The sequence below is a fragment of the Roseomonas marmotae genome (assembly GCF_017654485.1).
In the GTDB taxonomy this organism is placed as follows: Bacteria; Pseudomonadota; Alphaproteobacteria; order Acetobacterales; family Acetobacteraceae; genus Pseudoroseomonas; species Pseudoroseomonas marmotae.
The window spans coordinates 1,326,874-1,339,496 of the sequence record NZ_CP061091.1 but is presented as its reverse complement, the minus strand read 5'-3'; the positions used below and the strand labels follow the sequence as shown (position 1 = coordinate 1,339,496).

The window sequence follows — 12,623 nt, the reverse complement described above, 5'->3', positions numbered from 1 at the left end:
GGGCTTGCTTCCGGCGCCGGAAGCGCAACATGGGAAGGCGACATGGCCCCCATCACCCGCCGCGCGGCGCTGGCCGCCGCCGCCGCCATCCCTGCGCTCAGTCTGCTGCCGCCCGCAGAGGCCCAGACCGCGCCTTCCTTCACGCCACCACCAGGAGAGAAGCCGCTCTTCGGCGCCTCCCTCTGGCAATTGCCCAATGGGCTGACCGTAGTGCATGCCGAGAACCGGCGCGCGCCCGTGGTGGCCCATTACGCCTTCTACGGCGTGGGCGCCGGGGATGACCCGGCCGGCAAGTCCGGCCTGGCGCATTTCCTTGAGCATATGATGTTCAAGGGCAGCGCCCGCGTGCCCTCCGGCGCCTTCTCCCGCCGCGTGGCGCAGGAAGGCGGGCAGGACAATGCCTTCACCAGCCGCGACGTCACCGCCTATCACCAGCATGTCGAGGCCTCCCGCCTGCCGCTGGTGGCGATGATGGAAGCGGACCGCATGGCCGCCCCCCTCTTCCCGCAGGATGAGCTGGAGGCGGAGCGGCTGGTGGTGCTGGAGGAGCGTCGGCAGCGGGTGGAGAGCACCCCGCGCGGCCGCTTCCGCGAGGCTTATGACGCCACCTTCTGGGGCCGCCAGCACTGGCGCGGCCGCCCGCTGATCGGCTGGCCGGATGAGATCGCATCCTTCTCCCGCGACGATCTGACGGCTTTCTTCGGGCGCGGCTACAGCCCGGGCAATACGACGCTGGTGGTGACCGGCGCCGTCTCCCGCGACGAGTTGGCCAGGGTCGTGGAACAGGAATACGGCGGTGTCGCCGCCCGCGGCGCCGCCTTCCCGGCGCCCGACCGAGGCCGCGCCCCCGCCCCCGCCACGCCGCTGGAGCCCCGGCTGGTGCAGCACGATGCCCAGGTGCAGGAAGCCGCCTTCCTGCGCGGCTGGGTGGCGCCCAGCCTCCTTTCCACCGGGGCGCCGCCGCTAGACCCGCGATTCGCCTATCCGCTGGAGGTGCTGGGGCATCTGCTGGGCGGCGGCCAGGGTTCCCGCCTGCACAAGGCGCTGGTGCAGACTGGCATCGCCGTCTCCGCCAGCGCCGGCTATGACGGCGACTCCCTGGGCATCGGCAATTTCGAGATCCAGATCAGCCCGGCCCGGAGCACGACCCCGCGGCAGCTGGAGACGGCGCTGGAGGCGGTGCTCTCCAACCTGCTCGACCAGGGCGTGACGGAGGAGGAGGTGGCCCGCTCCATCCGCCAGATCAGCGCCGGCGCGCTGCTGGCGCTGGACAGCCTGGGCGCGGCCCCCCGCATCCTCGGTGGCGCCCTGGCCGTCGGCCTGCCGCTGGACGCCGTGGAATACTGGCCCGCCCGCATCCGGGCCGTGACGCGCGACCAGGTGACGGCGGCGGCCCGCGCCGTGCTGGGTCGCCCCGGCATGACCGGCTGGCTGCTACCGGAAGGAGTAGGCGGCGCATGAGCGGCAGCAACAGCGTGGCGACCGGCTTCAGCATGCCCATCCAGGTGGTCGAGGCCGCCGGCTGCACCGCCTGGCTGGCCGAGGACCATTCCGTTCCCGTCGTCTCCCTCTCCTGGGGCTGGGATGGCGGCGCGGCACTGGACCCCGCCGGGCAGGAGGGCGCGGCCTCGCTCGCCTCCTCCCTGCTGACGGAAGGCGCCGGCGACCTCGATGCCCTCGCCTTCGCCGACGCGGCGCGGGACGAGGCGATCGGCCTGGGCTTCGACGGCGACCGCGACAGCTTCGACGGCAGCCTGCGGGCCCTGCTGCCGGCGCTGCCGCGCGCGGTGGAACTGGCCCGGCTGGCCATGACCGCCCCGCGCTTCGACGAGGAGGCGGTGAACCGCATCCGCGCCCGTGCCATCGCCAGCGCGCGGCGGGCCCTGGAAGGGCCGCGTGGCCGGGCCTCCCGCGCCTTCTGGGCCGCCGCCTTCCCCGGGCATCCGGCCGGGCGGCCGGCCAGCGGAACCGCCGAGAGCATCGCCGCCATCACCGTCGGGACCATGCGGGACCTGCTGGGGCGCCAGTTGCGCCGCGAGGGCCTGCTGGTGGCCGCCAGCGGCGCCATCACGGCGCCGCAGCTGGCGGCGCTGCTGCCGGAACTCTTCGGTAGCCTGCCCGCCGGCACGCCGCCGTCCGTGCCTCCCCTGCCAGCCTTCACCGCCTTCGGCACCCAGGTCGTGCCCGTGCCGGCACCGCAATCCACCCTCATCTTCGGCCAGCAGGGCATCCCCGTGCAGGATCCGGACTGGGAAGTGGCGCAGGTGGTGCTGCGCGTCTTCTCCGGCGGTGGCTTCAGCTCCCGCCTGATGAAGTCGCTGCGGGAAGAACGCGGGCTGACCTATGGCATCTATGCCGGGCTCGACTCGCTCTTCGGCGGCAGCGCGCTGGTCGGCTCCGGCGCCACCGCCAATGCACGGGTGGGCGAGGCGCTGAAGGTGCTGCGCGATGAGTGGGCGCGCATGGCCGAGACCGGGCCGACGGCGCAGGAGATGGAGGATGCCGTCTCCTTCCTGACCGGCAGCCAGCCGCTGCAATTCACCGACAGCCGCGGCATCGCCGGCACGCTGCTGGCCATGCGGCGCAACAAGCGCCCGCTGGACTGGCTGGAGAGGCGGCCGGAACGCCTGCGCGCCATCACGCGGGATCAGGCGGCGCGGGTCGCCGCGCGCCTGCTGGTGCCGGGCAGCCTTTCCATCACCATCGCGGGGCAGCCCGAGGGGGTCTGACGCGCGTGGTTCCGTGAGCGATTGTAACGTCGGGGACTGTGAACCGGGCCGGCGAGCCGCTACATCTGTCAGGGCGTAACTGGAATCGCCGGATTGCGCCCGACACTCGCCGCACCCGTGCGGCGAGACAATCAGGATCGATGGATGACGCCCACCGCGCGAGAGGCCGCCTGGACCCGACTAATTTCCCTGGCTCAGCGCCCCGGCGCCGCAGCCATCCGCTCCCTGTTCTCGCGCGATCCCGACCGCTTCAGGAAGTTCCACTGGCAGGCCTGCGACATCCTGCTGGACCTCTCCAAGACCTCCATCGACGACGCGGCCATGCGCGCCCTGCTGGGGCTGGCCGAGGCGATGCAGGTGATCCCGGCGCGGGATGCCATGGCGGCCGGCGAGCTGGTGAACAATACCGAGCACCGTGCCGTGCTGCACATGGCGCTGCGCGCGCCCGGCAATGCCGGCTTCCGCGCCCGCACGGCCGATGGCGGCTATGAGGATGCCAGCAAGGGCGTGGAGGAAACGCTCGCGGCCATGGAGCGCTTCACCCGCGCCGTCCATGCCGGCGAGATCCGCGGCGCCACCGGCGAGGTCTTCACCGATGTCGTCAATATCGGCATCGGCGGCTCCGATCTCGGCCCCTTCATGGCCTCGCGCGCGCTGTGGCACGAGGCCTCGCCGATGCGGCCGCTCTACCTGGCCAATGCCGATGCGCATAACTGGGAACTGATCCGCCCCCGGCTGGACCCGCACCGGACGCTGGTGCTGATCGCCTCCAAGACCTTCACCACGGCCGAGACCATGGCCAATGCCCGCCTGGTGCGCGGCTGGCTGGAGCAGACCCTGGGGACCGAGGGGATGCGCCAGCATCTCGTGGCGCTCTCCACCAACCTGAAGGCGACGGCCGAGTTCGGCGTGCCGGCCGATCGCGTCTTCGGCTTCAAGGACTGGGTGGGCGGGCGCTTCTCGCTCTGGTCGGCCATCGGGCTCTCCATCGCGCTTGGCTGCGGCTGGGACGATTTCCAGAACCTGCTGGATGGCGCGCGGGCGATGGACGAGCATTTCCTGACCGCGCCGCCCGAGCGCAACCTGCCGCTGCTGCTGGCGCTGACCACGGTCTGGCACGTCAATGGCCTGGGCCTCGATAACCACGCCATCCTGCCCTACGACCACCGCCTCTCCCGCTTCCCTGCGCATCTGCAGCAGCTGGAGATGGAAAGCCTGGGCAAGCGCACCACCAAGGCCGGGCGTCCGGTGTCCCACCTGACCGGCCCGGTGCTCTTCGGTGAGCCCGGGACCAATGCCCAGCATTCCTTCATGCAGCTGCTGCACCAGGGCACCACGCCCGTGCCCGCGGATTTCGTGCTGATCGCCAATCCCAGCCATCCCTATGCCGCCAATCACCGGCTGCTGCTGGCCAATGGGCTGGCGCAGTCCGAGGCGCTGCTGCGCGGCCGCGCGGCGGAGGAGGTGCGGGCCGAGATGGCCGCGGCCGGCGTGGCGCCGGAGGAGATCGAGCGCCTGCTGCCGCACCGCGTCTTCCCCGGCGACCGGCCCAGCACCACGCTGGTGCTGCCGCGCCTGGACGCGCATACCCTGGGCCAGCTGGTCGCGCTCTACGAGCACAAGGTCTTCTGCCTCGGCGCGCTCTGGGACATCGATGCCTTCGATCAATGGGGCGTCGAGCTGGGCAAGCAACTCTCCACCTCCATCCTGCCCGAACTGCTGCCGGAGGGACGCGTGGGGCCGCATGACCCCTCCACCACCGGGCTGATCCAGCAGCTGCGCGCCTGGCAGGGTCTCAACCTCTAGCCAGCGCGCCCATGAACCTCATTCGCCTGCTGCCCTCCGCCACCGCCGACCGCATCGCGGCCGGCGAGGTGGTGGAGCGCCCCGCCGCCGCGGTGAAGGAACTGGTGGAGAATGCGCTGGATGCCGGCGCCCGCCATATCTTCGTGGCGCTGGAGGGCGGCGGCCTCTCCCGCATCCTGGTGGAGGATGACGGCTCCGGCATGTCGGCCGGGGACCTGCTGCTGGCCGTGGAGCGGCACGCCACCAGCAAGCTGCCGGACGAGGCTACCCTCTTCGCCATCAAGACCCTGGGTTTCCGGGGGGAGGCGCTGCCCTCCATCGCCGCTGTCGCGCGCGTGACCATCACCAGCCGCATGGCGGGGGGGGACGCGCACCGGCTGGCCGTGGAGGCCGGGCGCCGGGGCGAGGTGGTCCCGGCCTCCGGCGCCCCCGGCACCCGCATCGAGGTGCGGGACCTGTTCTTCGCCACCCCCGCGCGCCGCAAGTTCATGAAGACCCCGCCCACCGAGGCCGCCCATGCGGTGGAGGCGGTGCGCCGGCTGGCCCTGGCCTGGCCCGAGGTCGCCTTCCGTGCCGAGGTCGAGGGACGGGAGGTGCTGAACCTCGCCGCCAGTGACCGCGCGGGCCGCGTCGCGGCCCTGCTGGGGCCGGATTTCGCGCGGGCCTGCGTGCCGGTCTCCGGCCTCTGGAACGATCTGGCCCTGGATGGGCTGGCGGCGCTGCCCACCCATACCCGCGCCACGGGGGCCGAGCAGCATCTGGTGGTCAACCGCCGCCCGGTGCGGGACCCGCAGCTGCGGGCGGCGCTGCGCGTGGCCTATCGCGACCTGATCGCCAATGGCCGGCACCCCGTCGCCGCCCTCTTCCTGGACCTGCCGCCCGAGGCGGTGGACGTGAATGTCCATCCCATGAAGACGGAGCTGCGCTTCCGCGACGCCGCCAATGTGCGGGGGGCGCTGATCTCCGCCCTGCGGCGGGCGCTGGCCGTCGGTGCCGGCACCGCCGCCACGGCCTCGGCCGGAGCCGCCGAACTGCCCGAGGCCTCTGCCCCCGACGCCCCCGGCTTCGCCGAGGCCCCGCAGCCCGATGGTTTCATGCCCCCGGCACCACGCCCGGGCGGCGGGTTGCTGGAGGAATGGACCGTCGCCGGCTGGCGCCCGGGCCCGCCGCGGGCCGGGGCCTGGCAACCTGGGCTGCGGCTGCCGGCGCCCCAGCCCGCGCAAGCCGCCGAACCCGCGCCCCCGCCCCCCGCCCCGCCGGAGGAGCAGCCGCTGGGCCGCCCGCTGGCGCAGTTGATGGAGACCTATATCCTCTCCGAGGCTCCGGATGGCGCGCTGGTGCTGGTGGACCAGCACGCGGCGCATGAGCGGCTGATGCATGAGCAACTGCGCGCCCAGTTCCTGGAAGGCCGTGTACGGAGTCAGCCGCTGCTGCTGCCGGCCGTGGTGGAGATGCCGGCGCTGGAGGCCGCGCGCCTGACCGAGGCCGCACCCGCCCTGGCACGGCTCGGCCTGGAGATCGAGGGCTTCGGCGGCAGCGCGCTGCTGGTGCGGGCCATGCCGGCGCTGCTGGGAAACCCGGACCCGGCGCCCCTGCTGCGCGACCTCGCGGCGGAGCTGGCGGAGTGGGAGGAAGCGACGGCGCTGGACCGCCGGCTGGATGGAGCCATCGCCCGCATGGCCTGCCATGGCTCCATCCGCGCCGGGCGCCGGCTGAAGCCCGAGGAGATGGCCGCGCTGCTGCGGCAGATGGAGGCCACGCCCCGCGCCGCCACCTGCAGCCATGGCCGCCCCACCTTCCTGCGCTTCGGCAAGGCCGAATTCGAGAAGCTCTTCGGCCGCCGCTAGGACAGATCCCGTCCGGGTGAGAATACCCGCCGCAATGAGCCGGGGCGAACAGAGGCCGCTCCGGCCCTCCACGGCTGTGCCGGCGCGCGCGGCAGTTGTGCCGGGCCGGTGGATGGTCAAGCGGGGGATGAGGGGCTACGCCGGAATCACGACCTCACAGCGGAGCCGCCTCAACGATGCAACAGCCCGAACCCGGCGAAACCACGCAGATCCTGCCTGGCCTGCATTGGGTGCGCGTGCCGCTGCCCTTCCCGCCCGGCCATGTGAACTGCTGGCTGCTGCGGGATGGCGAGGGCTGGCTGCTCATCGATGCCGGCGCGCAGGTGAAGGGAGCGGTGCAGGACTGGCAGAGGATCTTCGCGGAAGCCCTGGATGGACGTCCCATCACCCGTGTGCTGGTCACGCATTTCCACTACGACCATGTCGGGCTGGCGGGCTGGATGTGCGACCACTGGCAGGCGCCCTTGCTGATGAGCCGCACCGAATACCTGATGACGCGCATGCTGCTGGCCGAGGACAGTGAGACGCTGGGCAAGCAGCAGCGGGAACTCGGCCGCCAGGCCGGCGCCCCGGAGAGCTATTTCCGCCATCTGGCCGGCCGCCGCCCCCTCTACCGCACCGAGGTGACGCCTGTGCCCCCTCAACATCAGCGCCTGGCGGCCGGCGACACGCTGGTGGTGGATGGCCGCCCCTGGCAGGTGCGGATCGGCCAGGGCCACGCGCCGGAAATGATCTGCCTCCATTCACCCGACCTCGACGTGCTGATCGGCGCCGACCAGATCCTGCCGCGCATCTCCCCCTATATCGGCGTGGTGAGCTGGGAGCCGGATGGGGACCCGCTGGAGGAGTTCCTGCGGAGCCTCGCCACCTTCCGCGACCTGCCGGCGGAAACACTGGTGCTGCCTTCCCATGGCGCGCCCTTCACCGGGCTGCACGACCGCATCGCCGCGCTGGAAGCCCATCATGCCGAGCGGCTGGACACGCTGACCCGGGCACTGACGGAGCCGATGACGATCTACGAGGCCTCACGCGTGCTCTTCCCGCGCGTGACGGAGGACAGCCAGACCGGCTTCGTCATCGGCGAAGGCCTGGCGCATCTGACGCGCCTCGTGAAAAGCGGCATCCTGCTGCGCGAGGCCTCTGCGGACGGCCTGCCGCGCTACCGCCGCACGCCCGAGGCCCTGCTGCCCGCCAACCCCGCCTGAGGCCGCGTCCTCATCGGCCCTGCCACCAGCAGGCGAATCCGCTATGAGGAGATGGAGCGGGCCGCGTCGCGCGCTGTCTCATGGAAGGCCGCCGGCAGGTGATGAGCATCTGCGGCGGTCTTGAAGATGCGGAGTGAGAAGAATGAAGAAACCGTCCGAGAAAGTCATCATCACCTGCGCCATCACCGGCGGCGCGCATACGCCGACCATGTCGCCCTATCTGCCGGTGACGCCCAGCGCGATCGTCGATCAGGCGGCGGAGGCGGCCGAGGCCGGCGCGGCGATCCTGCACCTGCATGCGCGCGACGCGAAGACCGAGAAGCCGACCGGCGACATGGATACCTGGTTCCAGATCCTGCGCGGGCTGAAGCAGCGCACCAATGCCGTGCTGAACATGACCACTGGCGGCAGCACCCTCATGAGCATCGAGGACCGGCTGGCCGCGCCGCTGGCGGCAAAGCCGGAACTCTGCTCCTGCAACATGGGATCGATGAACTTCGGCACCTACCACATGATCCCCCGGCACCAGGGCAAGTGGAAGCATGGCTGGGAGGAGGAGCATCTGGAGGCCAGCCGCGGCGCGATCTTCCGCAACACCTTCGCGGATATTGAGACGATCCTCGACCGGCTCGGCGCCAATGGCACGCGCTTCGAATTCGAGTGCTACGATGTCGGGCATCTCTACACCCTCGCCCATATGGTGGACCGGGGGCTGGTGAAGATGCCGATGTTCGTGCAGCTGATCCTGGGCACGCTGGGAGGCATCGGCGTGGACCCCGAAAATCTGGTCTTCATGAAGAAGACGGCGGACAAGCTGTTCGGCGAGAACTACCGCTGGTCCGTGCTCGCCGGCGGGCGGCACCAGTTGAACATGGCCACCATGGCCGCCACCATGGGCGGCAATGTGCGCGTGGGCATGGAGGACAGCCTCTATGCCGGCAAGGGCAGGCTGGCCACCAGCAATGCCGAGCAGGTCCGCATCATCCGCGGCATTCTGGAGAGCCTCTCCATGGAGATCGCGACACCGGACGAAGCGCGGGAGATCCTGGGCCTGAAGGGCGGCGACCAGACGGCCTTCTGAGGCAGCGGGCCCCGCGCCACCCGTGGCGCGGCGCTTCTTCCGCTGCCTCCAGGCCGATGACGCGGGAGATGGCCGCCGTTCACGCGGGCTCATCCGCCTCCAGCGGAAAATGGCAGCGCGCCATCTGGCCGGGCGCGACCTCGCGCAGTTCCGGCGGATGGGTGGCGCAGAAATCGGTGCCGCGCGGGCAGCGGCCATGCAGACGGCAGGCGCGTGGGTCGGGGTCCACCGGGCTGCGCGGCTCGCCCGGCAGCCGCTCGGGCGTTCCGCGCGGCTGGCCGGGCAGGCGCGGAATGGCGGAGAGCAGCGCGCGCGTATAGGGATGGCGCGGCGCGTGAAATATCTGCCCGGCCGGGCCGCTTTCCACCACCTTGCCCAGATACATCACCAGGACACGGTCGCAGAGCAGGCGCACCACATCCAGGTCGTGGCTGACGAAAAGCTGCGCCACCCCCTCCTGCCGCCGCAGCCGCGCCAGCAGCTTCAGCACCACCGCCTGGACGGAGACATCCAGTGCGCCGGTCGGCTCATCCAGCACCAGCAGGCGTGGCTCCACGACCATGGCGCGGGCGATGCCGACGCGCGCCTTCTGCCCGCCGGAAAGCTGATGCGGATAGCGCGGGAATAATTCACGCGGCAAGCCAACCTGATCGGCGGCGTGTTCCACCCGCGCCCGCAGCGTCGCGCGGCCCTCGCCCGGCAGCAACTGCTTCGCCGGGTCGGCGATGGCGTCGAAGACGCTGAAGCGGGGGTTCAGGCTTTCCGCCGGATCCTGGAACACCATCTGGATGCGCCGCCGCTGCGGCGATGCGGCGAATGCGCCGGGCCGGATAGGGTGGATGGGCTGGCCATCCAGCAGCAGCTCACCCTCATCCGGCTCGATCAGCCGGCTGATGAGCCGCGCGAGCGTCGATTTTCCGCAGCCCGACTCACCCACCAGCCCCACCGCCTCGCCGGGGTGGATGGTCAGGTCCACGCCATCGACGGCGACAATCCGGGGCCGGTGCACCGGGCGGAAGAGGCGCCACCCGCCGGAAAGGGCAAAAGCTTTGCGGAGCCCCCGTGCGTCCAGCACCGGCGCGCTCACGGCGGCGGTGCCTCCCATGGCAGGCGGCAGGCCACGCGGTGGCCGGGCGCACCGGCTTCCAGGCGCAGGCCGGGGGCATCGCAGAGGGGCTGGCGGCGCTCGCAGCGCTCGCTGAAGCGGCAGGGCAGCGCGCCGCAGGTCCGGCGGGCTGCCCCCGACCGGCATCAGCGCGTCGATACTCTCCACCGAGGAAGGCACGCTCCGCAGCAGCCCGACGGTATAGGGATGACGGGGATGGGCGAAAAGCCCGGCCACTGGCGCGTCCTCCACCACCTGCCCGGCATGCATCACCAGGATCCGGTCGCAGTATTCCGAGGCCAGCGCGAGATCATGCGTGATCAGCACGGAGCCGGCGCCGCGAGCGCGCACCGCGTCCCGGAACAGGTCCATGATAGTGGCCTGCGTCGTGACATCGAGCCCCGTGGTCGGCTCATCGGCGATCAGCAACCGGGGAGAGCAGGCCAGCGCCATGGCGATGCCGATGCGCTGGCACATGCCGCCCGAAAGCTCGAAGGGGAAGGCGCCGGCACGCCGCTCGGGGTCGGGGATGCGCATCTGGCGCAGCGTGGCCAGCATCCGCTCCCGGATGGCGGCGGCGGGGCCGGGGTCGTGGCGGGCGATGACATCGGCGATCTGCTGCCCCACCGGGCGGATAGGGTTCAGCGCCGCGCGCGGGTCCTGGAAGACGATGGACATCTCCGCCCCGCGCAGGCGGTTCAATGCCCCCTGCCCCAGGCGCAGCAGATCCTGCCCGCCGAAGAGCGCCCGACCGCCGGTGATGCGCGCGGCGGCATGCAGAAGGCCCGTGACGGCGAGGGCGGTGACGGATTTGCCCGAGCCGCTCTCCCCCACGATGCCCAGCATCTCCCCCGGCAGGAGATCGAAGGAGACATGTTCCAGCGCGCGGACGGTACCGGAGCGGGTGCGGAACTCGACCGAAAGCTCCTGCACGGAGAGCAGCGGCACGCTCATGTGCGGCTCTGCGGATCGACCACGTCGCGCAGCCCGTCACCCAGCAGGTTGAAACAGAAGACCGCCAGCATCAGCGCCAGCCCCGGAAATGCCGCGATCCACGAGCGGCCGGAGGCGATGAACTGCGCGCCCTCGGCCACCATGATGCCCCATTCCGGCGTCGGCGCCCGAACGCCCAGGCCGATGAAGGAAAGTCCCGCCGTGTTCAGCACCGCCCAGCCCAGATTGACCGAGGCCTGTACCACCAGCGACGGCAGGATATTCGGCAGCAGGAAGACGCGCAGGATGCGCGCATGGCTGGAGCCGCCGACCCGCGCGGCCTCCACATAGCCCATGGCGCGGCGGATGCTGACCTCGGCGCGAGCGAGGCGGATGTAGAAAGGCAGGTTGATGACCGCCGTCGCATAGACGATGGAGGAGACTGAATTGCCCAGTGCCGCCACCATGACCATGGCCAGCACGAACAGCGGAAACGCCATCAGCACATCGGTGACGCGCCCGCCCACCGCGTCCAGCGGCCCCCGGAAATAGCCCATGGCCGCGCCGGCCACGGAACCCACGGCCATGGACAGCATCACCGCCGCGAAGGCGATGGCGAGGTCCAGCCGTGCCGCCACCACTACGCGGGAGAAGACGTCGCGCCCAAGTTGATCCGTGCCGAACCAGTGCAGTGCCGAGGGCGGCTGCAAAGCCATGGCGGTATTGGTGGCGATGGGGTCGTAGGGCACCAGCCAGGGCCCCAGGGCAGCGCAGAGCAGCAGCACCGCCAGCATCAGCAGCGCCACCAGATTCACCGGGTTCTCCGCCAGGACGTAGTGCAGGACCGCCAGCCGCTCACGCATGGGGCAGCAGCCCGGTGCGGGGGTCGATCACGGCATAGAGGAGATCCACCAGCAGGTTCACGCAGACGAAGGTGAAAGCCATTATCAGCATGAAGCCCTGCACCGGCGCGTAATCCAGCGCCATCAGCGAATCCAGCGCATAGGAGCCGATGCCCGGCCAGGCGAAGACCCGCTCCACCACCACATTGGCGCCGAGCATGCTGGAAAAGATCATGCCCAGCGTGGTGACGACGGGCAGCAGCGCGTTCCGCAGCGCGTAGGAGAAGATGATCTTGCGCCGCCGCAGCCCATTGGCGCGGGCGGTGCGGATGAACTGGCTGCCCAGCACGCCCAGCATGGCCGCGCGCGTCATCCGCGCCAGCGGCGCCAGGGCGAAGAGCGCCATGGTGACGGCGGGCAGAACCAATTGCTTCGCGGCGGCCATGAATCCCCCGGCATCCCCGGCCAGCAGCGTGTCGATCAGCAGGAAGCCCGTGACGCGGGGTGGCGGGAAGGCGAAGGGGTCGATCCGCCCGATCGGCTCCGGCGCCAGGCCCGTCTGGAAGTAGAAGATGTAGATCAGCAGCAGGCCCGTGATGAAGCTTGGCAGGGAGACGCCTACCGTGCCCAGCAGCCGGCAGAGATGGTCGGTGATGGAACCCGGCCGCAACGCCGCCGCGATGCCCAGCGGCAGCGCCACCAGGATGGCGATGGCGAAGGCCGCCAGGGTGAGTTCGGCCGAAGCCGGCAGGCGTTGCAACAGATCCGCCGTCACGGACTGACCGGTATTGATGGACTGCCCCAGGTCACCCCGCGCCAGTTGTCCCAGATAGACCAGGAACTGCTGCCAGAGCGGCAGGTCCAGGCCCAGCCTGGCTCGCACCTCCGCGATGGTGGCGGCATCGGCCGTGACGCTGCTGGCGAAGAACACGGCGGGATCGCCAGGGAGCAGGCGGGTCAGCAGGAAGGTGGCGACGACGACTCCCAGCAGCGTGGGGGGGATGCCGAGGAGGCGGCGCAGGAGAAAAGCCATCCCTCTCAGCCCTGGCGGAGCCGGCGGCCCGGGCATCCGCCG

The 12,623-nt window shown here is 71.1% G+C and carries 9 protein-coding genes; 6 read left to right on the top strand and 3 right to left on the bottom strand.

Annotation, left to right across the window (positions count from 1 at the left end; all coding sequences use genetic code 11):
• Positions 1-42 precede the first annotated feature (42 nt).
• The 6 genes from IAI58_RS06335 to kce all read left to right on the top strand — a co-directional run bounded on the left by IAI58_RS06335 (position 43) and on the right by kce (position 8,668).
• Positions 43-1,461: a M16 family metallopeptidase gene (locus tag IAI58_RS06335; protein WP_207445069.1), complete on the top strand. Its 1,419-nt coding sequence runs from the start codon at positions 43-45 to the stop codon at positions 1,459-1,461.
• Positions 1,458-2,729, top strand: coding sequence for a M16 family metallopeptidase (locus IAI58_RS06330; protein ID WP_207445070.1), 1,272 nt, complete (start codon positions 1,458-1,460; stop codon positions 2,727-2,729). The genes IAI58_RS06335 and IAI58_RS06330 overlap by 4 nt, the downstream gene beginning before the upstream one ends.
• Before the next feature lie 144 nt (positions 2,730-2,873).
• Complete coding sequence (gene pgi, locus IAI58_RS06325) at positions 2,874-4,535, top strand: glucose-6-phosphate isomerase (protein WP_207445071.1); 1,662 nt, start codon at positions 2,874-2,876, stop codon at positions 4,533-4,535.
• An 11-nt stretch (positions 4,536-4,546) separates the two neighbouring features.
• Positions 4,547-6,382, top strand: coding sequence for a DNA mismatch repair endonuclease MutL (mutL, locus tag IAI58_RS06320; protein ID WP_207445072.1), 1,836 nt, complete (start codon positions 4,547-4,549; stop codon positions 6,380-6,382).
• A gap of 176 nt (positions 6,383-6,558) precedes the next feature.
• The gene (locus tag IAI58_RS06315; protein ID WP_207445073.1) at positions 6,559-7,587 is read left to right on the top strand and encodes an MBL fold metallo-hydrolase; all 1,029 of its coding nucleotides are present in this window, start codon (positions 6,559-6,561) and stop codon (positions 7,585-7,587) included.
• Between the two features lie 142 nt (positions 7,588-7,729).
• Positions 7,730-8,668 (top strand): 3,5-dioxohexanoate:acetyl-CoA acetone transferase, encoded by a 939-nt coding sequence (kce, locus tag IAI58_RS06310; RefSeq protein WP_207445074.1) that lies wholly within the window; start codon positions 7,730-7,732, stop codon positions 8,666-8,668.
• Positions 8,669-8,747: 79 nt separating this feature from the next.
• Here the strand turns inward: kce and IAI58_RS06305 are convergent, their stop codons facing one another.
• From IAI58_RS06305 to IAI58_RS06295, 3 genes are read right to left on the bottom strand one after another with little or no spacing between them, the layout of a single operon-like run.
• Entirely contained in the window at positions 8,748-10,727 is a 1,980-nt protein-coding gene (locus IAI58_RS06305) for a dipeptide ABC transporter ATP-binding protein (RefSeq protein WP_207445075.1), read from the bottom strand.
• Positions 10,724-11,569 (bottom strand): ABC transporter permease, encoded by an 846-nt coding sequence (locus IAI58_RS06300; protein ID WP_207445076.1) that lies wholly within the window; start codon positions 11,567-11,569, stop codon positions 10,724-10,726. The genes IAI58_RS06305 and IAI58_RS06300 overlap by 4 nt, the downstream gene beginning before the upstream one ends.
• Positions 11,562-12,581, bottom strand: coding sequence for an ABC transporter permease (locus IAI58_RS06295; RefSeq protein WP_207445077.1), 1,020 nt, complete (start codon positions 12,579-12,581; stop codon positions 11,562-11,564). Before IAI58_RS06295 ends, IAI58_RS06300 begins: the two co-directional genes overlap by 8 nt.
• Positions 12,582-12,623: the final 42 nt, after the last annotated feature.

What these genes read in the sequence shown, in the direction of transcription:
- IAI58_RS06305 (WP_207445075.1), bottom strand. Translation starts at nt 10,727, where the DNA reads ATGAGCGTGCCGCTGCTCTCCGTGCAGGAGCTTTCGGTCGAGTTCCGC.
- IAI58_RS06315 (WP_207445073.1), top strand. Translation starts at nt 6,559, where the DNA reads ATGCAACAGCCCGAACCCGGCGAAACCACGCAGATCCTGCCTGGCCTG.
- IAI58_RS06300 (WP_207445076.1), bottom strand. Translation starts at nt 11,569, where the DNA reads ATGCGTGAGCGGCTGGCGGTCCTGCACTACGTCCTGGCGGAGAACCCG.
- mutL (WP_207445072.1), top strand. Translation starts at nt 4,547, where the DNA reads ATGAACCTCATTCGCCTGCTGCCCTCCGCCACCGCCGACCGCATCGCG.
- kce (WP_207445074.1), top strand. Translation starts at nt 7,730, where the DNA reads ATGAAGAAACCGTCCGAGAAAGTCATCATCACCTGCGCCATCACCGGC.
- pgi (WP_207445071.1), top strand. Translation starts at nt 2,874, where the DNA reads ATGACGCCCACCGCGCGAGAGGCCGCCTGGACCCGACTAATTTCCCTG.
- IAI58_RS06330 (WP_207445070.1), top strand. Translation starts at nt 1,458, where the DNA reads ATGAGCGGCAGCAACAGCGTGGCGACCGGCTTCAGCATGCCCATCCAG.
- IAI58_RS06295 (WP_207445077.1), bottom strand. Translation starts at nt 12,581, where the DNA reads ATGGCTTTTCTCCTGCGCCGCCTCCTCGGCATCCCCCCCACGCTGCTG.
- IAI58_RS06335 (WP_207445069.1), top strand. Translation starts at nt 43, where the DNA reads ATGGCCCCCATCACCCGCCGCGCGGCGCTGGCCGCCGCCGCCGCCATC.